The following is a 24,217-nucleotide window of genomic DNA, read 5'->3' on the forward strand; positions in this document are numbered from 1 at the left end:
CTGGTCGGTTTGCACTCTCAAGCGTAGACGCCACAGGTGATTTCTTCGCCAGTGTTTGGAGGCTTTACGACACCGATCACGGATTAAACATCTGCTGATTCGGAGTAATCAATCAGCAGGTTATTGGTTTTGATACATACTTAAAGATTCATTTTTCCCGTTTCACAATTAGGAAGGCTTATGCGGCTGTTTATAGGCTTCGATGTCGGAGGTACTCATGTTAAGCACGGTTTGTTCACTGAAGAGGGAGAGGTGCTTATCGCCGAAGAATATGACACCCACTACGACAAGCAGCTGTTTCTGGATGCATGGCAAAGCGTGGTGGCGGGGTATCGGCAGCATAATGAAATTGCCGGTATTGCTATCAGCTTCCCCGGATACATAAACCCGCACACAGGTAATGTCCCCAAAGCTGGCGCCCTGGAGTTTCTGGATGGTAGCAATCTTCTGGAAATTTTCGGCGCACTGACTGACCTTCCAGTCACCGTTGAAAATGACGCCAACTGTGCCGCACTCGGTGAAATGTGGCTGGGTGCGGGCAACGAATACGACTCCCTGGTTTGCGTGACTATTGGTACGGGCATCGGCGGCGGTATTATTGTGAACCGCGAGCTAATGCGCGGATCGCACTTTCGGGCCGGTGAATTTGGCGTGCTGCCGGTGGGCAAATATGGCGAAGACATGCACCAACTGGCATCGGCCAAAGGGCTGATGGACGCCTGTCGCCGCGAGATGAATATCCCCGCCGATGAGAAAATCCGCGGCCAGGATATTTTCGCCCGCGCCGAAACCGATCTTCATATTCAGGGCGTTATCGACAACTGGGTAAAATACCTGGCACGTGGCATTTATAGCGTGGTGTCACTGTTCGACCCGCAGGCTATTTTGCTCGGCGGCGGCGTCAGTACACAGCCCATGCTGTACCCGATGCTTGAGCGGCATTTGGAAGGTTTTAAATTCTGGGATGTGCTGAAAGTGCCGATTCGCCCCTGCAAACTGGGGAATAAAGCGGGCATGTTAGGTGCCGTATGGCTGGCAAAACAGAAGTAGTCCAGACGCAAAAAAGCCCGGCGAAGAGACCGGGCAACGGACGATAGTAAAACTTTTTATTTTATAAATCTGTTCGTAGGTCGGATAAGCGCAGCGTCATCCGACACAACGGACGTAAATGGTGGATGACGCTTGCGCTTATCCACCCTACAAAACCCGTTCATTGGCCTTTGTCAGCTGCCTGTTACTGCTCGATTACTTTTCGCCAGCAATCTCAACCACTACGCGGCGATCCGGTGCCAGGCAGTCGATAAGTTGTGATTTTGACATGTTGTTATCGCAGCTATTGCCGGTAACAGGATCACTCTCACCACGGCCTTCAGCACGCACGTTTTGAGCAGGCATACCTTGTGCCACCAGCGCATCAACTACGGCTTGCGCACGCTGAGAAGAAAGCTGCTGATTGTAGTTTTCTGAACCCAGGCGATCGCTGTAACCGACTACCGTCGTCGAGCTGTTTTTCGCCGCCTGCATTTCCGGGCTGCTATACAGCTGCGAAATTGCCGCGTGGCCTTCTGGCGTCAGTTCTGCGGAATTAAAGCCGAACAGCACATCAGATTTCAGATTGAATTTTTTCACTTCGGGCGCTGCTGCCACTGGTGCAACAACAGGTGCCAAAACGGCGTCATCATGCTGGCCGAAACGGTACACAATACCAGCGGAAACAGAGCTTACATCGCTGCTAATACCAATCTGGTTGGAGTTACCGACGTTGCTCACCCACTGGTATTCCAGGCGACCCGCCCAGTTTTTAGTGAAGGCATATTCAGTACCGACTGCGGCCAGTGGGCGCACGCCAGTTTCAAAATCGCTACGACCTGCGCCACTGGTTTCTGCGCGATAACCCATCGCACCAGCACGGCCATAGATATCCCAGCTATCCGTCAAACCGTAGCTGGCTTTCAGAGACAGTTGCAGGCCCTGGCTTTTCATTTTCGCGCCAGAAACGCCGTTATTACCGTTAATCCCCATGTTGCCGAGGTAGTCATAACCCCCTTCCACCGCTAACCATGGCAGAACCTGATAACCTGCAAACACACCACCGCTGACATTATCTTTATCGAAATCGAAGTCAGTCGCGTTGCTCACGTTATCGTTGAAATCTTTGTTGCCGCTGGCATCAAAATAGTGGGACCAGCCCATTTTAGCGCCGCCGTACCAGGTGTTCGCGTCTGCCGCAGCAAATACGTTAGAAACTGCGCAAGCATTCAGCACGATTAAAGCCACAAGAGTCTTTTTCATATATTCCCTAACATATCCAGTTTCTGAGCAAACGACTCAGAATTAAAAACCATAAGTTTGTCGACACGGATAATAGAGAGATAGTTCACTCATTTGAAATTATAATAAGTTTATTTTTAAACGTTTTATTTACAACGACGTTAATTACCAGACACCATCATATAATGGAGCCTGGTAATTAACATAAAATGCTAAAGCTACATGCTTATTTCTTTCTTACGCGTCAAATCTTCTCGGGTAATTCATTCATTTCAATTAAGTAGCCGCCTCTTTTCAGAGAGAGATAATTGGCTTCCTTTAACGCAAACAAAACATTAAGCACGCTGCTACGTGATAAGTGCGTTCTTTCCTGAATATATTCAAGGACGGAAACACGCATTCTTGTTTCCAGCGGTAACTGAATGATTTCCTGTAAATGGTTGCAAATAACGGAATAGGTACGCTGTTGAACAACCAGATCGTCACGATAAAAGAGGTAACTATTAAAGTAAGCTAAGGTAATAGAAACGTCACGCCACAGGTTTTGTTGATCGAATATTTCCATGGCTTTTTTAGCGCTGACTCGCAATATAGTGGAATCAACATCGACGCGCAGAATATGGCAGCGTGAAGGTTGAAGCGCCTCCGCTAAACCAAACAGATGCGGATCATAGGCACCGGCAATCACCAGCCCGTCTGTTACGCGCAACACGGACAACTCACCTTGCATAAAGAGATATAACTGCGCTTCGCCCTTGTATTCCCAGTGCAATCTTTTACGGGGGACCACGCTCATTTCTGTACTGAAAGGCTTCAGTGCTTCAAGTAAACGCCCAATTGATTCATCCGGTCTGACGGGGGCAGATAACGGCATAGTTTTTCCTCAGTGAATGACTTCAATATGATTATATACATTTTTCCATAAATTTATAAATAAATAAAAGTCACATTGAGCAGCATGCGTTATCCGGGCATCATCACAAACGTAACAAATGAATATCCAGAAACAATTTATCCTCAGTTAAAATAACCACATACGCCCTCAAAATTTAATTTTAATTAAATTATCAGTAGCCAATTCCACTATTTACCCCTACCTTTGCCGGTTCCCATTTCACCGGAAATTATTCTTATGTTCTTAGATTATTTCGCGCTGGGCTTATTGTGCTTTGCCGCTCTGGCCGTGTTTTACGGAATAATTGTCATTCACGATATTCCCTACGAAATCGCCGTTGAGCGCAATCACCCTCATCAGGACGCTATTCACGCCGCCGGATGGGTCAGTCTCTTAACGCTACATGTGTTATGGCCTTTTATTTGGATTTGGGCAATGTTGTACCGCGAAGACCGGGGCTGGGGCTTTAGTGCTAAAGAAAGCGATAACATGGCACAACTGCAAGCCCGTCTCGCGCTGCTTGAGCAACAACTCGCGGCACAAAGCGTCAACAGCCAGAAAGATTTACCCCATTCAGACTAATTAAATGACCAGGAAATATCGTGGAATTATTACTGCTCCTTATTTATGCTGCCATTTGTATTTGTATATTTAAACTTTTTAAAATACCTCTTAATAAATGGTCAGTGCCAACGGCAATATTGGGTGGGGTTATTCTGTTAAGCAGTCTGGTCCTGACGATGAATTATAACCATCCGTACACTGAACGAGCACAGATGCTGACCGTAACGGTGCCGATTATTCCTGAGGTTCAGGGAACGGTGACCAGGGTCACTCAGGACACGAATAAGATGCTGAAGAAAGGAGATTTTCTTTTCAGTATTGACCCCACGCCTTACCAGTCAAAAGTCGATGCGATCAAAGGCGAAATTGAAACTGCGCAGCAAAATGTCGAAGTTCTCAAAGCCCGGCTAGCCTCGCAAACCGCCGATATCGAACAGTACAAAGCCAACCGCGACCTGGCGTTAAAAGATGCCAACCGTTATCGCGAAGGCAGCCGCGACCGCATGAAAAGCCCATTTACCGATCAGGAAGTCGTCAGCGCGCAGGAACACGCGCTGGCGGCACAAGCACAATGGCGTTCGGCACAGGCGAAACGTGAGCAAACCAAAGCACAACTGGATGCATTAGTGGGCAACGAAAACGCCACGGTCTATAAGCTCGAATCGAGCCTGAAAGAGGCGCAATACTACCTCGACAGAACCACCGTTCGCGCACCTGAAGCGGGTTATGTTACCCAGGTCTTACTCAAACCCGGCATGTTCTTACGTCCGCTGCCGCTGCGCCCGGCAATGGTATTTGTCCCTGAGCAAAAAACCGATATTTATGCGGCATTCCGCCAAAATTCCGCGTTACGTTTACACGCAGGCGACAAAGCCGAGGTGGTGTTTAACGGTCTGCCGGGCAAAGTCTTTCCAGGCACGGTGAAGCAGATACTGCCTGTGGTCGCTAATAGCAGCTTCCAGGCACAGGGGTTCTTGCAGGGGTTGAGTCAGAATCCAGGGCTGGACGGTATTTATGCGGACATTACCCTGGACCCGAATTCCGCTATCGACGCGCTGCCGAAAGGGACGACCGCCCAGGCGGCAGTGTACACCGAGCATGTGGAGCACTTGTCGATTCTGCGCAAAATCCTGCTGCGCATGACAAGCTGGACGCACTACCTTTATATCGATCACTGACCGATCGACGGGATCTCTGGCAGCAGAGATCCCGTCGATCCCGGATTACTCGCCGTTAACCCAGATCCGCATTTCCCCTTCCCCACGGTTCGCCCAACTAAACCACGGAATAAAGGTCAGCTTTTTCGCTGCGGTTTTTACTGGCGAATTATCATAGTGATACAACGCCTGTGAAGATGCCTGCTCACATGACTTACGCTCGCCGTCAGCCTGAATCAGCACTTTGTGGGCGAACAAACCTTTGCCTTCAATCAGGCTGAAAGTGCTCTCTTTCGGCAAATACAGATTATGCAGTTCGGCACCGTTATCCGCCTCTTCCAGGCAATAAATCAGCGGCCCACGTTGCACCGCAACTTTGCCTGCAATATGGCGCAGCAGCGGATTGCCGTAAACGCGACGAACCGGCATCGGCAGCGTCAGACGAACGGTGTCGCCCTCCTGCCACAAGCGGTGAATATGCAGATAACCTTTTCGGATCTCCCCAACGCAACTCTCTCCATTGAGCAGAACCTGCGGGTTTTCGCACCAGTCCGGTAAACGCAGCGCGAGAGTATGCTGCACGGCTTGCGGCGACGTCACGGCAATGTCTATCTGCTCATCCCACGGATAATTACCGCTGATTTTCAGGCGCAGTTCTTTATCACCCACCGGAACGGCCATTTCGTTGCCGACATACAGATGCACATACAGCGCTTCCGGCTGCGGCGTGTAAATGTAGTGGCCGAGCGAAGTCAGCACGCGCGCAATGTTCGGCGGGCAGCAGGCGCAACCAAACCAGCGTTGGCGAACTGGTTTTACGTGGTCGTAAATATGGTTGAAGGCCAGCGTTTTCGGGTGAACTTCCAACGGGTTCACATAGAAGAAATGTTTGCCATCCAGCGCCATTCCACCAAGAACCGTGTTGTATAGCGCGCGTTCCATCACGTCGGCAAAGCGGCTGTCGGCTTCCATTTGTAGCATGCGGCGGGCGTACATCATCAGCCCAATGGAAGCACAGCTTTCGGCGTACACCGTGTCATTCGGCAGATCGTAATCAGAGCTGAACGCTTCGCCGCTGCTTTGCGAACCGATGCCGCCTGTAATGTACAGCTGGCGCTGCACCATGTTGTCCCACAGGCGCAGGCAGGTCTGGCGTTTTTCTTCATCTTTATGCAGCCGCGCCAGGTGCGCGACGCCTGCCATTAAATAGACAAAACGCACCGCGTGGCCGATAGCTGTTTGCTGCAACGCCAGCGGTTCATGCGCCTGGCTGTAGGCTTTGTCTTTCACCATCCAGGCTGGGCCGTGAATGTTCCAGTGCGAGGTACGCCCACGTTTTTCATATTCGGTATCGTAAAAATGCGGCTGCGCTCCACGTTCTTCAACGAAATAATTCACCAGATTTAGATAGCGCGGATTGTCCGTCACTTCATATAAACGCATCAGCGCCAGTTCGATTTCCGGATGGCCTGGATAGCCATGAAGCTGATTAACGCCTGGGCCAAACACGCGGTCGATATGGTCAGCCAGACGGCATACCACATCCAGCAGGCGGCGTTTTCCGGTCGCCTGAAAGAACGCGACACCCGCTTCAATCATGTGCCCGGCGCAGTAAAGCTCATGGCATTCAGCGAGGTTCGTCCAGCGCTCATCCGGGGCTTTTACGGTGAAATAAGTATTCAGATACCCGTCTTCGCACTGCGCAGCTTCGACCAGTTCGATAACGTCATCGGCGGTTTTTTCAAGCTCCGCATCCGGCTTCTGGCACAGCGACCACGCCACCGCTTCGAGCCATTTCGCCACGTCGCTGTCCTGGAAAACCATGCCGTAAAACTCACCCTCTTTGCGCCCCGCCGCGATTTCAAAGTTTTCGATGGCGTGGCTCGGGTCCGCTTCGGTAATGCGGTCGTTCAGGGCATCCCACTGATACGGGATCACCACGTCGCGCACCAGACGCTGGTACTGGCCTAAAAACGCATCGGTCACTTTCAGTTGGTGCAGGTCTACTTCCTGTAAAATATCAGGCTGATTCATAACAACTCCTCAGGCGGTCTGGACATGGCGCTGACGTAAGTCAGTGGAAATCTGCGCCATCATAGGATTATTCAAACGGCAACGGCGAATCGCCAGAGCCAGTAACAGGTGGAATGCGGCTGGCAGCAGGGTTTCCAGCGCGGTAATGCCAGAAAGTGAGGCCGCCGTCTGGTGTTCCGGGCCGGGTTGATAGGCCACGAAAATAAACACCATGCTGATGATCCCGGCGCTAGCAGCCCAGGCTAATTTGATGAAGAAAAGATTAAATGCGAAGTTCATCCCCGAGGAACGCACGCCGGTTTTCCACTCGCCGTAGTCATCGGCGAACGCCATGATGGAAAAGTGCAGTGGCAGAGTGAATCCAAGAATGATGCCGTTAGCCAAAATCACCAGCAGCCATAGGGTCTGGAACGCCGCGCCCATTGGCAAAAACCACATCCCTGCAGCCAGCACCGCTAAAACCAGGTTGGTGTAATAGTAGAGTTTTACGGTATCAAAGCGTTTGGCGAGCGGGTTCACAATCACCGCGCCAAGAATGGATGCGAATGTCACCATCGTGAAGAACAGTGAGGCAAACCCAGCGCTGCCTTGCAGCACATAAGTAATGAAATACATGTAGCCGCCGCCGCGCAGGTTAAACACGTTAATCAGCAGGAACGACATCACCAGGCTCAGTAATAGCTGGTCGTTTTTACGCAAACCCGCCAGGTGTTCGCGCAGAGTAAATTTGCCCATCAGCGCCAGCGGCACACGTTCGCGCACCCAAAAGAAGCAGCACAGGAACATCACCACCGCCACGGCACACAAAATACCGACGCCCATCTGGTAGCCCTTCGCGGCGTTTCCCTGGCCGATGATTTCCACCAACCACGGCAGGCCAACCGAGACCAGGAAGCCCGCCACACCGCACAACACAAAGCGCCAGGACTGACAGGAAATCACTTCATCGTGGCGCGTGGTCATAGTGTTGATTAGCGCGCAATAAGGCACGTTAATGGCGGTGTAACCCACTGAAAGCAGAAGATAAGTACCGAATGCCCAGAGGATTTTCATATTGGCGCTAAGATCTGGCACCGTAAACGTCAGCACGCCGATCACGCCAATTGGCACTGCAACCCACAACTGCCATGGGCGAAAGCGGCCAAAACGGCTTTGCGTACGGTCAGCCAGAATGCCCATCAGCGGGTCAGAAATCGCGTCGAAAACACGTAATGCAATAAACAACGTGCCGACAATCGCAGGGGTTAAACCGAATACATCGGTGTAGAAAAAAGTCAGGAAGTTCATGATAAGGCAGGTAATAACCGTTCCGCCTGCATCACCTAATCCGTAACCTATTTTCTCGCGTACCGAGAGCCTGTCATTTAAATCTGTCGCCGTAATATCAGTATTATTTATAGGGGTAGAGGTCATGATTTACGCCTCGCTCGGGTTGAGAACCGGAAGTTATTATTTTTTGTATTTGCAAAGTACCCCAATAAATTGGCACTCAATCCAAATACCAACAAGGCGATAGAAAAGTATAAAAAGATGACAATTCCGACCTGAGGATAAAACTGTGAAGGAGATCGCCAAACGCCTGCGACAAATCCACCGCCCGGTTTATTTTATCTACACTATGGCGGGAGAATGGATTTGAGGATTACGTAATTGTTTGATTTAAAAATATCTTTACCTCTTCGCGTACAAAACGGCGGTTTGTTTATTTCACGTGGCGTGGGCAGCCATCCGCAGCGGGAACTGGACTCGTGGGAGTTGATTTTCGTTGAAAAAGGGACACTTACGATCAGAGAAGAGGACGCGCTTTTTAGCGTTAAGGCGGGGGAAAGTTTATTACTCTGGCCACATCGGAAACATGTCGGGGTAGGCAACTTCCCGGCGGATTTAAAATTTTACTGGCTGCATTTTGAACTCAATTCACATGGTGATAATCCATCAGACTACCCGGTTTCATTAATTTCTATGCCACAGCATGGGCAAGTGATTAATCCACAATATGTTATTTCTTTATTTCGCCAGTTTTTAAGCGAACAGGAGGCCATTAACCGCAGCGACTCGCTGGAGCTCATTTTATTGTTGATCATGCAGCAACTTTCAGTGGCGGCGAATGACAATCCCCAGCCCGACAACAGCGGCGTGGCGTTGGCGTATAAAGCCCAGCAGCTAATCCGTACACAATTTCATCTGCCGGTTTCGACGTCATCACTCGCCAGTCAATTACATTGCAATGCGGATTATCTTGGCCGTGTTTACCGGCAGACATTTGAATTAACCATCACCGAGGCTATTCACCGCCAGCGCGTACTCAGTGCAGAGAAAATGCTGATTAGCGATTCATGTTCGTTAAGCGAAGTGGCGCAGCGCAGTGGGTTTCAGGATGTGGGCTATTTCAGGAAGGTGTTTCGTAAAACGATGGGATTGACGCCCGCGGCATGGAAGCGACGCTATTGTAAGGTGCATATTAATTCGGATTAAATTGGGCTTAAGGTTCAATTCGTCTTTGTCAGCGTGCAATAAAACAACGGGGTGCCATCGTAGCTAAACAAATAGCTCGATGCGTTTTCACGTTTAACCTCCAGGCTAATGCCTCGCTCACGGTACAAAAAGAAATCCGGTGTATAGGGGAAATAGTGGCTGAAAACATTCTCCATCCCGCTATTTTCTTTCGAGATCATGATGATTTTCTCCTCTTCGTGCCAGTATTTAAAGTTGAAATGGTTATTGGTATTCATCTCTGGCTTGCCTTCTTCGTGCAGTTGCCCGGATGCCGTATAAGTCCCGGAGCCCTCATTAAAGACAAAGTGTGTAATCATCTCGTAGCTGATATTTTCACCAACAATAGTTGCGGTAGCATCACAAGAAAAATGATCGCGTTTATATGCCTGATACCAGGCAAAAATCAAAGGTAACGCAATCAATAAAACGATCAGCACCCAACACGCTATCCTTTTGTTAGCTTTCATAGCGATCTTTCCTGAATATGTAAGATTGGCACTCAGCCGTGCTGTATGCAATTTTCCGATCACATATCAATACGGATAAACCTTGCAGAGAACGATTAAGGGTTAAATAAGCAACCCCTCCCGATTTGCAATTCAATGAATAACGCCTACCCAGTGCACTAAAAGTTTGAGCACTTTTCTCTTCACCAGACCAGGAGGAATAAAGCAAACAACCATTGACCTGCCCGATGTAACTGTAATCGGAATAGAAAGATTCTCCCCCCGCGCGCTGCATATAAACGACGCCACAAGAAAGAATAAATGCGATGCCAGCCAGCAGATATGCCAAACGTGAATTAAAAAAGTCAGTAACGCGCGTTCTGCGTTGTGGCAGTTCGTGAAGTGCCGTTTCGGTCTCTTTATTTACACCCGCTGGCGGTAACGAGGTGACAGATACTGGAACGATAAACTCATCGGCTGTTCCTTCACTAACAGTTGCCACCGATTTAAACCCCATCTTCGGGACGGTTTTAATAATATTTTCCGTAAGCCCGGCCGCATGAAGCCCTTTTCTGAGCGAGGCTATGCTTTGATAGAGCGCATTGGTGGTGACCACCGCCCCTTGTTTCTCCCATACCTGCTCAAAGAGAAACCGTTGGGTTAAGACCTGATGATTGTGCCGCAGTAAAAGCAGTAAGCATTCACTTGCCGGAGTATGAATAACGACCCTGCTGCCAGGCAGCCCTTCGATTGGACGCAGACTGTGATCATTAGGGTCGAAAAGAAGCGTGTCATTGATCAAAAAGACGGTGTTCATCATTTTATCCTCGCCTAAATTTTAACCCTCAAAGCGGCTTCATTGAGTGAAACGTCGCAGCAAAAAAACTGATTCAGATTTTTTAATTTTATAATCAATAAATTACAATTTTATGTTGCCAGCCTTCATCTCTATTACCGGATTTCTGACTAAGTATAATTCATAGAAAATCACTCCTCCTTCCGGACAAAATCGCTAAGCTAGTTCCATCTCGAAAACACCCTCTGCCGTAATGACCTTAAAAATTTTAAGATTAATCGCAGATAACCGCACTGATGAAAGGAAATTAAATAGATTTCTAAAACAGACAATTAGTGGTCAAACCAGAGCAACATGCTACCAATGATAATTAATTTAGAATTTTATCTTGAGCCATGCACTCATAATGGTTTTCCATATGTAAGCGATGTGGTTTGCAAAAGAGCGGTTTTTTATTCTAAGTAGGCGTATGAAACAAGTTTTAAACTCCATGTATATCCATAAGCTGGCCGTGATCTGCTCTGTTGCACCATATATTGTAAGTATTCACGGTAGTCATATAATCCTCCCTTATAAAGAGTAGGGCTTATAGGAAATGAACACGGGCAACGGTACAACAGTCGGATTTATTTTATATGAGCATGAAAGATATGGACTATCAATTGCATGGATTTATGATCGGCAAAGAAATCCATTTCGATATTGATAACGGAAGGATATACCGACTTCCAGCCAGTGGCACAGAGCGAAGCTTCATTTTTGGTTCGATATTTTTTAATGGAACCATGTTACAGCTATTTATTTATCTGTTATTACATGCGCGACATAAAAAAGTCACTAAAGACGAGCTACTTAAAAATGTATGGGAAGAAAACAACCTCATACCATCAACACAACGTTTATGGCAGGTGTTAAACAACCTCAATAAAAAACTACACCTGTTGGGATTGCCAGGCGATTTCATCCTAAACATGAAAGGCAGTGGTTATATCATTAATTATATAGACGTAACACCCATTTATTACCGAGTAAGTGATCTCAGCCTTACCTCTGGGAGAGAAAAGGAATAACACCATAAGGTCACACCTTGAGTAAGTGCGACCACGTAGGATGCATTTGCCCTGATTATGAAAATACTTAGGGCCTTTTTTTTTATAAATACCTTCATTGGTGGTGGGTTCACGCGACCTCTCCGTTCGTTAATCCAGTGTTGATGAGGGTATTTATAAAAGCCCACACTTGTATTATTAGAATGATAGCAATTTTAAAAAACAACGCTCACCAAAGGCCTGGCCGCCATTAATGGATAAAACATGAGTATATTTAACGCTTTCTCAAATTTAAAAGTTAGCAAGAAGCTATACTTAGGCTTCGCAATTGTCTTTTTAGTCACCATCATTATTGTTATCTCGGCAATGATCGGTTTAAATGACATTCAGGACAAAATTAATAAAAGTGCAATAACCAGCGAGTTAAATAACGACCTGACCGTTGCACGCTTAAGCCGCACCAATTATCAATATACCTATGATCTACAATATCTTGAACAGAATAACCATTCCCTGAATGGCATGATGGAGCAGATTGCCAAACTTAAGAAATTAAAATGGTCGCCGCAGGGACTCGCTGCGCTGCTGAAGACTGAAAGTGCGGTGAATAATTATATGGCGAATACCGCACCGTTCATTAATGCTCTGAATCAAAAGAAGAGCATTGAAGATCATTTGAATTCGCAGGATTTATATAAAAAATCGCTGCTGGCAGATAAATTGAGCCGCAACGATGCGCTGTCAGACGCGCAAAAAACCCTGGTATCACAGCTAGGATTTAGCTGGAACGACATCGATTCCTCGCTTAACGATTTCAAACTCAAGCCAGGTGAAGGCTTAGAACAAACGATGCAGGCCCGCTTAACAGCCGGAACGGCTCTTGCACAACAGTTGTTACCTGTATTGCCAGCGGCAGATCAAAGTTGGGTGGCAACAGGCGTGACTGAAATTCAGCGGTTTTCTGCCAATCTTTCCAGTTATCGCGAAGCCTGGAATCTACAGAATTCCCTGTCAATCAAACTAACCAACAGCGCAGTGGAACTGGCTCGCACAATTAACACCTTATATCTCCTCCAGCAGAAAGCGGCTGAAGACGTGGTGGTTAAAGCAGAACGCGAAATGGAGATTGTCGCCATTATTGGCATATTGCTTGGCATTCTCATTGCGTATGCGATAACTCGCTCTATTACCCGTCCGCTCAATGAAACCTTACTGGTTGCTGAACAAATCGCTAAAGGTGACCTCACCGGCACACTTGAAAGCCAGCGTCGTGATGAACCTGGTTTGCTGATGCAGGCCGTGGCGACGATGAATAACAACCTGAAAAATATTATTCAAAATGTGCGTGATGGCGTGGATAGCGTGGCCCGCTCGTCATCTGAAATTGCCGCCGGGAACATGGACTTATCTTCGCGTACCGAGCAGCAATCTGCCGCCGTGGTTGAAACCGCCGCCAGTATGGAAGAGCTGACCTCAACCGTGGCGCTCAATGCCGAAAACGCCCGACACGCGCGCCAACTTGCGGAAGCGGCCTCGCAAAAAGCCAATGAAGGTAGCCAGATTTCGAAGATGGTTATCGACACCATGAAAAACGTGCAGAACAGCTCGCACCGTATTTCTGAAATCACCACGGTGATTAATAGCATCGCCTTCCAGACCAATATTCTGGCGTTGAATGCGGCAGTGGAAGCGGCACGAGCGGGGGATCAAGGGAAAGGTTTTGCGGTAGTCGCTGGCGAAGTTCGCAACCTGGCGCAGCGTAGTGCGCAGTCGGCGAAAGAGATTGAAGCGCTAATTCATGAGTCGGCTTCGTATGTCGACTCGGGCTTCCGTCTGGTGGAGGGTGCAGGTGTGGCGATGGATAACATCGAAACTTCAGTCATCCAGGTGCGGGATATTATGAGTGAAATTGCCGCCGCCACGGATGAACAGAGCCGCGGTATTGCGCAGATTGCGCAGGCGATGGCAGAAATGGATACCACTACGCAGCAAAATGCGGCGTTGGTCGAAGAATCTTCCGCAGCAGCCAGTTCGTTAGAAGAACAAGCCGTGCAACTTGAGAAGGTGGTGTCGATATTTCGGGTGTCAAAAACGCAAGTCGATGAAACAGAAACTCGCGCTACAGCAAACTACGTCATTGCTCAAGTGCCGAGCAAAAAATCCGCACCGAACAATAGAGATAATTGGGTCGAATTTTAACAATTTTCATGCTGTGCCCACACCAGGGAAACAGGGCGGTTACCCGCCCTGATTTTTTATAAAAAATAAAAATTTGCCATGGAAGGCTATACCACTTACTGCAAACCTCGTGCTTCAGTGAAGTCATACAACGAGTAGCGTTTCTGCAACGGCTGGCCGCCATCGCGTGTCAACGGCACCCAGTTGAAGCCTGCACGGGTATTGGTCGGACGGGTGCTTAACAAGTCCAGTGGAATGGAAATATAGAACCCTTTGGTGAAGCTGCCTTCGCCGTAGTCATGAGATGACACATTGGTCAGAGTCGCGTATGCACCGGCGGTGATCCCACTTGCGAAGCGGCGAGAGACGTCTAAAGTTCCGCCTTTGTCACCTGCCAGATAGCGGCCAACGCTCACTTTCACGAGGAATTCATCGGCAAACCACGGCTGCCAGTAACCCGTCACGTTCCCGGTTGTTACGCTGTAGTCCGCCATGCGCATCGGGTCATTCCAGTCACGCTGTTTCACCCAGTTCAAATCAGCGCCCACTGCCCACTGTTTATCCAGCGGACGGTAGATAACTTCGCTGCCCACACCGGCAAACATCATCTCCAGATAGCCGCCATAGTTCTGCATATACCAGCCGTCACCCAGCGCGCCAATACGCGTCAGTTGCAGGTTGTTCAGATACAGATCGCTGCTGTCGACGTACTCACGAATGTGCGTGCGCACCTGGGGAATGTGGCTGTCCGGCGGTGGCGTGGTGAAGTTGAATTTATCGTAGTTGTTGTACAGGTTAAGCCAGGCAACACCGCCGACCGTCCAGTTATCGGTAAGCTGGTAATCGACACTGCCGCTCAACGCAATCTGGTACATATAGAACGATTCAGGCCCGCCAAAGGACTGGTTTAATATTGGCGACCAGTCAAAACTCAGTGCGGATTTTTTATCGGCATATCCCGCCTGAACGTGCTCAGGACTTTGCGGTTCCTGATGAACATCAATGTTTGCAGGCTGCGGTGCGCCTAATGGCACGCCACTAAATGCGTTATCCAACGACGCTACATCACTACGATGGCTGACCAGCGACAGACGCTCGTTTTTCTCGGTGACGACAATCTGGCGCGTACCTTCCGGCAGATTGTTCATCACGATGCGGTTGGCGCGTTTCACACCTTCGCTGCGGTCGCGATAATCAGTCTGTTCACCGATGACATAAACCGTGTCGCCTGAACGCTCGATGGCCGGTGAGGATAAACCGGCGTTGTCGCGCAGGGCTGAAAGCTGCGCATTCGCCACTTGCGGATCGAAATCGGCAGGCTGCGTGTCTGGCGTATAGGCCGGTTTCACCGGTTTCTGTGCCGGGCTGCGCAAAGATTCAAAATTGGTATTCAGCGTGAACCCGAAGGTCAGCGTATTGCCACGCTCATAGCCAAGATTGAGATCGCCCCAGTCGCCCAGGCGATACAGCATCCCGACGTTAATCGGCGTGCTTTGCGCTAAACGGCCAGCGTGATCGTCGCGGTAGTTGTTGGCGTCGTATTCCACTTTAAAGCGCAGAGGCTGCCATGGCGTCTGGTATTCCACACCACCAAATAATGCTGCCGGGCCGTGGAAAAAGCGTTCCGAATCAATCTTGCCACCGCTGCCGCTGTAGCCTTCTTCACGCTGGCAAAAACGCTCACTGGCTTTGCAGAATGGGTTGGTGATATTGCCGCTGTTAGCGACATAACCCCAGCCCATACCCAGCGTGAAATCAAAAGGCCCAGCAGCTTTAGTCGCGACCAGGTATTCGCTGTCGAACAGTCCGGTACCGCCGAGATCTCTGAACCCAAGCGAGATATCCGGCGTCCAGCGAGTTTCCTGCCACAGACGTGCTTTGAGATCGATGGCTTTATCTTTGTAAGTCTGGTCACCACTGAAATCTTCCGCACCGTAACGCATCGTACGCACGTCGGTGTAGCGAATAGTGGTCTCGAGCCACGGCATTAACTGCAACGATAAGGACCAGAAACGGTACTGGTCGTTATCACGATAGTTGACGCTGAATTCGCCAGAAGGTGCCATGCGCGCGGTCGGCGTTTGTAGCAATCCCACGCCACCAAAATCGGACTGCGAAGGCGTGACATATGGCGTATACAACGGCGTGCCCCAGTCAGCCTGGGCCGCAGCGCTGAAACCGCCGAGAGACAGCGCAATCATAGAACTGAGAGTAGTGAGTTTCATGGTGCGACAGTCCGTTGTGTGAGCAGATGGATGATTTCCTGATTAAGCGTCTGATATTCCGGCCCAAAAGCCGATGTCTGCAGGTTTAACCAAATCTGGCTGCCAGGCTGCGGCTCATGATAGCGACGGTTCCAGTAACCCGTTGGGACGATTTCCGTCGTGCCATCAGGTGCAATCACGGTAACGATGTCTGCATCAATCCCCGGTTGCTGTTGCTCTAATCCCACATATTCAGAAGTCTGCTTTCCAGGAACCCAGGCCATAGTGGTGCGCGAACTGTTCCATAAGGTGAGGTCATTGCGCGAAAGCGTGCTGATTGTCAGACGATAATCACCCGCAAGCTTCGGGGAAAACTCCGGTTTCAGGCGCACAACATCAGGGTCCAACGACAAAGGATACGCGCCAATCGCTTTCAATTCGGCAATGCGCTGCCGCAGAATACTAATGCGATGTGCCTCGATAACATCCCCTTGTTTTTGCAACTGCTCCTCAAGTGCGGCCAGTTTTGTCACCAACTGCTGTTGACGCAATTGCTGCTGTGCATCACTCGCAGGGGTGGATATTTTCGCAGTTTGCCAGTCGATATTTGCAGGCAGCGCGGGGCTGGTCACCAATTCACTAAGGTCATTTGAGCTGACCGAAGGAACAGAACAAGCAGGCTGACAAATAAGGGTAATCTGCCCCTGACCGTAACTAAGCGGGGCAACAGCCAGCAGAGTGGCAGCAACTAATAGAGGTTTCATCATCATGACCACGGCTTCAGAAGAGTGAGGGACCACACCGGGCCGTGCGGATGCAAGGTTTGTTCGCTGTGAACTACCTGCCCGGTTTGCGCATCAACCCAGTAGCGCTGGGTGTAGCTTGCGCCATCAGTTGTAGCGGAAACCTGCTCCTCCAAAAGACGATAGTTGCGCGTGGTGCCGACAATGGTGAAATCCTCGGTGCCTGCCCACTTGAAGCGTGATATCACCGACGCTGCGTGGAACGTCCCGCTTTGCCATTGTGATTGCGAAGCCCATTGCTGCCCGTCTTTGATGGTTAACGGTTGGGCCAACGGATCGGGTTCGCTGCTTTCAAGCGCCAGCAGGTTATCCGCAAAACCAATCGTCTTAATAATGCGACCATTTTGCGTAGCAACCATTTTGGCATCGGCAGTGAGCCATTTTTGAGTGTTATTTTCATTCCATGCCAGCACAATAAATGCCCGTGGGCCATCGGCCACTTTTAATGACATGGAGGCATAAGGAACGCGTGCAACTTTATTGCTATCAATTGCCGCATCCTGCGAAGAAAAAGTCTGTGTGATAGTCTGAGAAACAATACCGGGGCGATACTGGCTGCAGGCGCTAAGTAATATAACCGCGCCGGCCAGACATATTTTTTTATACATATTAGAGGCCGTAAGCTGGCAAAAAAATGGGGTTCAGAAAGAACCCCATGAATACTTAAACGAATTAACGAGTAGAAGTTGTGGTACTGGTGCTAGTGCTACCACCGTTATCACGGTTGTTGCTAACAACAGCTGCGGTAATAGCAATTGCACCAACAACACCAACACCAATGGCTGCTGCAGTGCCTGCCGCCATACCTGCCGCTGCTGCAGAAGTCCCTGCCGCGGTGCCAGTAGTAGAACCAGCAGAGCCAGTTGCTGCTGGAGCAGCCATAGAAGCCATAGGTGCAGCCAGTACGCAAAGCATCAGCGCAGATAATTTATTCAATTTCATTGAAAGTCCTCTGTTATTGTTTCATTGGTGTATTTCTCCGGCGGAATAGATTCCGCGCAGACAAATGGGGAATCAATCGTCCTTAATATCTAAAAAAATAAAATTTTATCCAGGGTGAAAAATCGACGTCATTTTTCACCCTAAAAATAATCTTCTTAATATTTAAAGCCACACTCAAAGGATATGAATATTATTATGCGTAGCTATTATAAGCACCGTACTCATAATAATTAGCCGCTCTCTTTTCAGCGCCATTGAATATTACGCCGTTGATTGTCAGGTTATTCTGAGCAAAACGTTTAGCGGCGACTTCCATTTCTTTGAGAGTGTTTATCTGGAAACGCGCGACCAGCATAGTCGTACCGGCGTACTTAGCGGCAATACAGGCATCGCTGACTGCCAGAACTGGCGGGGTATCGACAATCACCAGGTCATAACGGCTGGATGCCCATTCCATCAGTTTTTTAAAATTCTCATTCATGAGAAGTTCAGAGGGGTTGGGTGGGATTTGCCCGCGAGAGATAAACGCCAGATTTTCAATTTCTGTTTGCTTAATAACATCGGCAAACCCTTTGGTCCCAATTAATGCATCTGAAAGACCGTTCGTTTCCGGACACCCGATAACATGATGAACCTGACCTTTACGCAGGTCAGCATCAATCAGAAGCACTTTTTTATCCGCCTGGGCAATCACTGCGGCCAAGTTACAGCTGACAAATGTTTTACCCGCTTCCGGCGTGGCACCAGAAATCAGCAGGATATTATTTTCAGCCTGCATCATGGCAAAGTGTAGGCTGGTACGCAGGCTGCGAATGGCTTCGACTGAAAGGTCGGTTGGGTTGTCTTTTGCCAGCAAGTTCACCGAACGCACGGTTCTGCGTTTGCTTTTTGCCAGCTTCATATTTTTGTCTTTCAGCCATTTGGATGTCGGGATTGATGCATAGACATTCAAACCCAGGCTTTCGATTTGTTCACTGCTTTCAATGCCGCTGTGCAGGAATTTACGCAACAGACAAAACGCGACGGAAATAAACAGACCCAGCATCATCCCGGCAACGACAATTAACGATTTCTTCGGTGCTATCGGTCTTTTCTCAGCGACCGCCGTATCGATAATACGCACATTACCCACGGTGCTGGCTTTGTTGATATTCAGCTCCTGCTGCTTATTTAACAGCAGCATATACACTTCCTGGCCGGACTGAACATCACGCGTCAGGCTTAAGATTTCCTGTTGGGTCTTTGGCATATTGCCAATGCGCGCGTTAAGTTTGTCACGCTCTTTGAGTAACAGCGCTTTCTTTTCCAGAAGCGTGCGATAGGCCGGGTGGTCACGGGTATACAGTTTGGAAATCTCTGCCTCTTTAAAGGTCAGTTCATTAATTTGTGTTTCCAGGGCAACGGTATTATCGAGGACTGATTTCGCTTCTAAAGATAAATCGACAGATTCGTTTTTCTGGCGGTACTGGTTTAAACGGTTTTCAGCATCATCGAGTTTGGCACGCACCAACGGCAGTTGTTCTTTCAGGAATTCAAGACTCTTAGCCGCTTCCTCAGATTTACGTCCCACGTTTTGTTGCAGGTAAATATTGCTGACACTATTCAGGATCTGCGTCGCCTGTTTCGCGCTTTCACCCTTGAAGTTCAGCTGCAGCATGCCGCTGTCTTTACTCAGTTCGGATACGGTTAAGTTTTCCAGCAATTTATTAATTGCCGACAGCTTCTCGAGTTTGGTGACCAGAAAAGTCGTGCCTGCAGGCGCATTAATTTCGCTCACCAGCAGGTTGACGTCAGCTTTAGACAACAGCTCCCCCGTCTTCCCCTGCAGGGTCTCGTCATTAATGGTGATGCTGTACTGGTCAGGAGAGAGTACGGTCAGAGTGAAAGGGGTATCGAGTAATTCATCAGGCACCGTTAAACGCGAGATGGCAATTTTCCCGTCCGGCTGACCCAGCAGACGTGCCAGCCCTTTGCCCACTACCGGGAAATGCTTTTCCTGCACCACGGTATCCAGGGCCAGTTCGTCAACGGCTTCACCCAAAACCATACGCGACTGCAATAAGCTGATTTCAGTCTGCGATTCCGGCTTACTGCCCGGCATCATATCGGTCAGCTTGCTCAAAACATTACTGGCTGCATTTTGCTCCACCTGAACCAGCGCGCTGGCGCTGTAAATCGGGGTAGCCAGTAATGCATAGGCAATACTCACCAGAGTGAACACTGCGGTGATAATGACAATTTTCCATTTGTTGTCGAGCAAGGCACCGAGGAGCTCATACAAGTCAATCTGGTCGTTGCTGTTCGTGTTTTGATTATGAGTCGAAATTTGTTCTGACATTTAACGGCATCTCTTTTCGGTGTCTATTTTTTTAACGCCAGAACCCAGCGCGCAGCGCTCTGGGCCAGTTGCGTATAAACCAGCTGGTACATTTCACGGCTTTTCTTATACGGGTCGCCGATTTCCAGCTGGTTCTGCCAGTGGCCCATTAACATGGTTTTGCCACTGACTTCCGGGTAGCTCTTTTTAATTCGCTCGAGGTGGGATTTTTCCATCACCAGGATCAGGTCATATTGCATCGCGAGTTCTGATGAAAATGCCTGTGCGCAATGCCCTTCAAGCGATACCCCATGTTCGGCAGCCACTTCAGCGGCCATGGCGTTCGCTTCGTTGCCGACTAATGCACCCAATCCTGCGGAATCAATTTTTTTTCCAGGCAGAGCCTGACGCATTAAACGCTCCCCCGTTGGGGAGCGGCAGATGTTACCGATACAAACCACTAAAATAGAATCAAACATAAGTTACCACTGCTTAATCATGCGGACGGTTTCAGTCATATCGTGAACACCGTTAATGGTAGGGACTAACTGACCGATAACGCGGTTCCAGCGAGCAAGTGGCGCGGTAGTGACATACACGATGTCATACGGTTGCAGTTTGAATTCGGTGCCCATCACCAGCGCTGTCGCGTCGGAAACATTCAGTTGGTAGACGTTGGCAATTTTGCCGCTGGTGTCTTTGCCACGCGTTGAGCGGATAACGAAAATACCGGTCGCGTCTGAAGTCAACTGGTCGATACCTTCTGCATTGCCCAGCGCTTCGGTCAGTGTCATGCCGCTGCGGTCCATTTTTAGGGTGGTTTGCTTCTTCACTTCACCCATCACGAACACTTTCAGGTCGTCGTTCCGCGGCACATACAGAATGTCGCCGTTGTACAGCAGGCGATTTTGTTGCAGATCGCCATTCTTCAATAACGCCTGAAGGGAAATACGTTCGTCTTTGCCGTTATGGGTCAGCACTGCGTTGTTCCAGTCTGCATTTTCACCAAGCCCGCCGGCCTGGTTGATGGCATCCATAATGGTTAACGGTACATTAGTGATTGCTTGCTGACCGGAACGGGCAACTTCACCAGTGATGTAGGCTTTCTGAGAACGGAATGACGCAATGCTGATATCGATTTGTGGAGATTCAATATAAGCCGCCAGTTTATTGGTCAGCTCTTCGCGCAGTTGGGCGAGTGTACGACCCACCACTTTCACCTTGCCCGCGTACGGGTAGAAAATAGTGCCGTCGGACTGTACCCAGTTACCGGTGTCGGAAGCACTACGATACTGGCCCGCAGGCGTCGTCAGTTCCGGGTGGTCCCACACGGTGACCATCAAAATATCACCCACGCCAATACGGTATTGGTAATCCTGCACTTCTTGTTCTAATTGTGGGTTGGTGCGTGCCACTACCGGAGCGGGATTCAGGGAATCAATCAGTTTTGGGGTAACGGTATAGACGTTAACTTTATCGTTGATATTCACCGTGTCGTCTTTGTTGACGATAGTCTTACCGGAAGTCGTGAGGTTGCTGCCGGGAACAACGGTACAGCCACTCAGCAAAGCAGCGGAAATCAAAAGCGGAATAGCTGCTAATTTTACAGTCATCATGTTGGTCACTTGGTTCATCAAAGAGTGTAAAACCCAGCGGCGCTGGGTTTTTATGCAAAGGGAAATCGGGGGTGTTAGCGATTGCCGGCAGTGATGTCGGCGCTAGCAGGAATTTTGTGCGGCTGAATATGTTTCGCTCTCGGGTCCGGGTTTCGTTTTTGTAGCTTGTTGTTTGTGAACAGGTAGCCTGTGAATAACCCAAGGAACAGTATCAGGGAGAACCACTCCGCAACGCCAAGCTGGGAAAGAACAATCCCGAAGCCGGCAAAGGCGGCAGTGAGTAATGTCATAACCAGCACCGTCTGGCGGCCAGTTAACCCACTGCGCATTAAAATATGGTGTAAATGATCGCGGTCTGGATGGAACGGACTTTGTCCGCGGCGGATGCGGCGCACCATGATGGTCACCATATCCATAAGTGGTAATGCGATAACCCAAAGGGCTGTGACGGGCGCCATTACGGCTTCGTTACCCTGGCTGCCCATAATCACGAGCCACAACATGGTAAAACCAATCACCATGCTACCCGCATCACCCATGAATACTTTCAGGCGTTTCGGCCCCATCAACCCCATGTTGAGCATCAGATAAGGGATCAGGGCGACAATCATTAACAGGCACCACATGGCGCGTGATTGCTCTCCAGCCAGTAAAAACACCACCATCAGGGCAGCAAATGTCGCGCTGGAAACAGAGCCGAGCAAACCGTCGACGCCATCAACCATATTGAAAGCGTTAATTGCCGCCCAGGTCGCGAAAAGCGTCACAAGGTAACCGACGGGGCCAAGTGCGAGCTCGTAGCCACCCAATACGTGGCCGAATGTCTGGAGGTAAAAACCATCGACCATAATGATGATTGCGGATAATGCCTGAATGAAAACACGTGGCACCACCGGGAGGTCGTAGCGGTCATCGGCAATACCGACAAGAAGTAATAAAGAGATACTTAACAAGTAAGGGAGAAAGTGCGATTCAGCGTGCGGCAGAACTTCAGGCCAGAACAGGTAAAACATCACTATTGCACAGTAGAAAGAGATCCCACCTACCAAAGGAACTTCTCCTTTGTGCTGCTTACGGCCACCGGGTTTATCTACCAAACCGCATTTCAAGGCCACGAGGCGAGCGAGAACCAGGAATGTCATCGCTGTTACAAACATGATGAAAATTTCTTTACTCATGGTCATACCTTATTTCTTTTTAGCAAAGCTACCGCCTATGGCGAATGTAGAAATATCTACATACCATTAGAGAAATTCATTAATTACACACCGAAGTCACCGTGAAAATACATGCCATTAACACGATGCAATACTAAAACCATGACATTCTATTACGTCTAAAATTTCAGGTCAAAATTACGCCGCTTCAATATTTTCAGCTTAAAATATGTTTAGCTGCGTTACTATTTCTAATGATTTCATTTTTAATCCTTTAAAAACAACCATTTAAATATACATTCACAGTGGATGAAATAATTTTTTATTTTTGTGTTTTATATACGATATTATTCCTGAAAATAATAAAATAACAATCTCATGATTTTTTCATGTGTGCTTTTATCAAAAATTGACAAGCGGCATATTAAGTCACGGCATATATATAAATTTATATTTAATGATGAATGGAAAATCAAAATCTCACATAAAATTATTTATTTTAAGTGGTGCGACCAGTAAGTGTTCGTATAATGTGGTTTTATTTAAAAAAGGCCTGAATGACTAATGGTAAGAAGAAAATGGACCACGTAGAGAGAGGTAGGATTTCACATCATGAAGGGTTATTGATTCTTTCTAAGCTATTTGTGCTGTAAATGAATTTATAGGATTAATCTCACAAGGCTCAGATAAAGCAGGGATTGCTCTGTTCGGAAGGGAGTTAGATGGAGCTTTATGAGTACACAATCCATAAAATCACAACGCATTGATAATAAAGATATTTTAAATTAAAAAGATGATTAATTAATCTCGTTTATTATTGGTTTAATAGAATATCTACCTGGTTTAATTAGGGTTTCATCATTTTTTACATCATATTTAACAATATGATGTAAAGTTAAAACTATCAGCATGCTCTATTTTTAGGACTTTCCTTACCACTGTAAGATGTTACGTACAAAAAAATCCACATCTGCATCACCTATTAAGCGAAGCGGCAAAAAAAATAGTTTTCACAAATCGACATAAACTTACAAATCATATTAGAAAAATGAAAAATTTAAATTTAAACGTAAAAACACACCTTTGAACTATGGCAAAGATAGAACCTTGTGCTACCGCTCACAGTCAACACGTTGAGCGTTAAGCAACCAGGTTTTTTGGATTAATTAGGATTATTCTAAAGAAATAGTGATATTTCTTAGCAGATAAGAAAAAAAAATTAAAAAATTTTGCAGTCATAACTGAGAGGATACTGTGAGGGGTAAACGCAGAAGCTAAGATGAACTATAAAT

General features: G+C 48.3%; 20 protein-coding genes. 6 read left to right on the forward strand and 14 right to left on the reverse strand.

Annotated features, from left to right (window positions below; all coding sequences use genetic code 11):
• The first annotated feature begins 180 nt into the window (after positions 1 to 180).
• Positions 181 to 1,050, forward strand: coding sequence for an ROK family protein (locus M2371_RS14690; RefSeq protein WP_034499414.1), 870 nt, complete (start codon positions 181 to 183; stop codon positions 1,048 to 1,050).
• A 195-nt stretch (positions 1,051 to 1,245) separates the two neighbouring features.
• Here M2371_RS14690 and ompA read toward each other — a convergent pair whose 3' ends face one another.
• Positions 1,246 to 2,292 (reverse strand): porin OmpA, encoded by a 1,047-nt coding sequence (ompA, locus tag M2371_RS14695; protein ID WP_034499416.1) that lies wholly within the window; start codon positions 2,290 to 2,292, stop codon positions 1,246 to 1,248.
• Positions 2,293 to 2,515: 223 nt separating this feature from the next.
• Complete coding sequence (locus tag M2371_RS14700; protein WP_259268039.1) at positions 2,516 to 3,145, reverse strand: helix-turn-helix domain-containing protein; 630 nt, start codon at positions 3,143 to 3,145, stop codon at positions 2,516 to 2,518.
• Positions 3,146 to 3,403: 258 nt separating this feature from the next.
• Between M2371_RS14700 and M2371_RS14705 the strand changes: the two genes are divergently transcribed.
• Together M2371_RS14705 and M2371_RS14710 are read left to right on the forward strand one after the other, a co-directional pair.
• Positions 3,404 to 3,748 (forward strand): DUF3302 domain-containing protein, encoded by a 345-nt coding sequence (locus M2371_RS14705; protein WP_172892958.1) that lies wholly within the window; start codon positions 3,404 to 3,406, stop codon positions 3,746 to 3,748.
• Positions 3,749 to 3,768: 20 nt separating this feature from the next.
• Positions 3,769 to 4,908, forward strand: coding sequence for an HlyD family secretion protein (locus tag M2371_RS14710; RefSeq protein WP_259268040.1), 1,140 nt, complete (start codon positions 3,769 to 3,771; stop codon positions 4,906 to 4,908).
• Positions 4,909 to 4,953: 45 nt separating this feature from the next.
• Here the strand turns inward: M2371_RS14710 and M2371_RS14715 are convergent, their stop codons facing one another.
• Positions 4,954 to 6,921 (reverse strand): glycoside hydrolase family 127 protein, encoded by a 1,968-nt coding sequence (locus tag M2371_RS14715; RefSeq protein ID WP_259268041.1) that lies wholly within the window; start codon positions 6,919 to 6,921, stop codon positions 4,954 to 4,956.
• Positions 6,922 to 6,930: 9 nt separating this feature from the next.
• Positions 6,931 to 8,334 (reverse strand): MFS transporter, encoded by a 1,404-nt coding sequence (locus tag M2371_RS14720; protein ID WP_259268042.1) that lies wholly within the window; start codon positions 8,332 to 8,334, stop codon positions 6,931 to 6,933.
• Positions 8,335 to 8,571: 237 nt separating this feature from the next.
• Between M2371_RS14720 and M2371_RS14725 the strand changes: the two genes are divergently transcribed.
• Complete coding sequence (locus M2371_RS14725; protein ID WP_259268043.1) at positions 8,572 to 9,396, forward strand: AraC family transcriptional regulator; 825 nt, start codon at positions 8,572 to 8,574, stop codon at positions 9,394 to 9,396.
• A 14-nt stretch (positions 9,397 to 9,410) separates the two neighbouring features.
• Here M2371_RS14725 and M2371_RS14730 read toward each other — a convergent pair whose 3' ends face one another.
• Together M2371_RS14730 and M2371_RS14735 are read right to left on the reverse strand one after the other, a co-directional pair.
• Positions 9,411 to 9,884 (reverse strand): hypothetical protein, encoded by a 474-nt coding sequence (locus M2371_RS14730; RefSeq protein WP_259268044.1) that lies wholly within the window; start codon positions 9,882 to 9,884, stop codon positions 9,411 to 9,413.
• A complete protein-coding gene (locus tag M2371_RS14735; RefSeq protein WP_259268045.1) occupies positions 9,874 to 10,683 on the reverse strand; it encodes a winged helix-turn-helix domain-containing protein in 810 nt (269 codons plus the stop codon). Before M2371_RS14735 ends, M2371_RS14730 begins: the two co-directional genes overlap by 11 nt.
• 611 nt (positions 10,684 to 11,294) lie before the next feature.
• On the opposite strand from M2371_RS14735, the gene M2371_RS14740 reads away from it, so the two are divergent.
• Together M2371_RS14740 and M2371_RS14745 are read left to right on the forward strand one after the other, a co-directional pair.
• Complete coding sequence (locus M2371_RS14740) at positions 11,295 to 11,729, forward strand: winged helix-turn-helix domain-containing protein (protein ID WP_310473322.1); 435 nt, start codon at positions 11,295 to 11,297, stop codon at positions 11,727 to 11,729.
• Positions 11,730 to 11,972: 243 nt separating this feature from the next.
• The gene (locus tag M2371_RS14745; protein WP_259268046.1) at positions 11,973 to 13,907 is read left to right on the forward strand and encodes a methyl-accepting chemotaxis protein; all 1,935 of its coding nucleotides are present in this window, start codon (positions 11,973 to 11,975) and stop codon (positions 13,905 to 13,907) included.
• Positions 13,908 to 14,002: 95 nt separating this feature from the next.
• Here M2371_RS14745 and M2371_RS14750 read toward each other — a convergent pair whose 3' ends face one another.
• From M2371_RS14750 to wecA, 8 genes are all read right to left on the reverse strand, one after another.
• Complete coding sequence (locus tag M2371_RS14750) at positions 14,003 to 16,111, reverse strand: YjbH domain-containing protein (RefSeq protein ID WP_259268047.1); 2,109 nt, start codon at positions 16,109 to 16,111, stop codon at positions 14,003 to 14,005.
• Positions 16,108 to 16,860 carry a capsule biosynthesis GfcC D2 domain-containing protein gene (locus tag M2371_RS14755; protein ID WP_172892949.1) on the reverse strand — a complete coding sequence of 251 codons (753 nt, stop codon included), beginning with the start codon at positions 16,858 to 16,860 and terminating at the stop codon, positions 16,108 to 16,110. The genes M2371_RS14750 and M2371_RS14755 overlap by 4 nt, the downstream gene beginning before the upstream one ends.
• A complete protein-coding gene (locus tag M2371_RS14760) occupies positions 16,857 to 17,501 on the reverse strand; it encodes a YjbF family lipoprotein (RefSeq protein WP_259268048.1) in 645 nt (214 codons plus the stop codon). The genes M2371_RS14755 and M2371_RS14760 overlap by 4 nt, the downstream gene beginning before the upstream one ends.
• 64 nt (positions 17,502 to 17,565) lie before the next feature.
• Positions 17,566 to 17,835 carry a hypothetical protein gene (locus tag M2371_RS14765; protein WP_172892947.1) on the reverse strand — a complete coding sequence of 90 codons (270 nt, stop codon included), beginning with the start codon at positions 17,833 to 17,835 and terminating at the stop codon, positions 17,566 to 17,568.
• A 193-nt stretch (positions 17,836 to 18,028) separates the two neighbouring features.
• Complete coding sequence (locus tag M2371_RS14770; RefSeq protein ID WP_172892946.1) at positions 18,029 to 20,173, reverse strand: polysaccharide biosynthesis tyrosine autokinase; 2,145 nt, start codon at positions 20,171 to 20,173, stop codon at positions 18,029 to 18,031.
• A 23-nt stretch (positions 20,174 to 20,196) separates the two neighbouring features.
• The gene (locus tag M2371_RS14775) at positions 20,197 to 20,631 is read right to left on the reverse strand and encodes a protein tyrosine phosphatase (protein ID WP_172892945.1); all 435 of its coding nucleotides are present in this window, start codon (positions 20,629 to 20,631) and stop codon (positions 20,197 to 20,199) included.
• A 3-nt stretch (positions 20,632 to 20,634) separates the two neighbouring features.
• Positions 20,635 to 21,768: a polysaccharide export protein gene (locus tag M2371_RS14780; protein ID WP_172892944.1), complete on the reverse strand. Its 1,134-nt coding sequence runs from the start codon at positions 21,766 to 21,768 to the stop codon at positions 20,635 to 20,637.
• 74 nt (positions 21,769 to 21,842) lie between these two features.
• Entirely contained in the window at positions 21,843 to 22,946 is a 1,104-nt protein-coding gene (gene wecA, locus M2371_RS14785; RefSeq protein WP_172892943.1) for a UDP-N-acetylglucosamine--undecaprenyl-phosphate N-acetylglucosaminephosphotransferase, read from the reverse strand.
• Between the last annotated feature and the right edge of the window lie 1,271 nt (positions 22,947 to 24,217).

It is taken from the genome of Buttiauxella sp. BIGb0471 (genome assembly GCF_024807715.1).
Taxonomy (GTDB): domain Bacteria; phylum Pseudomonadota; class Gammaproteobacteria; order Enterobacterales; family Enterobacteriaceae; genus Buttiauxella; species Buttiauxella agrestis.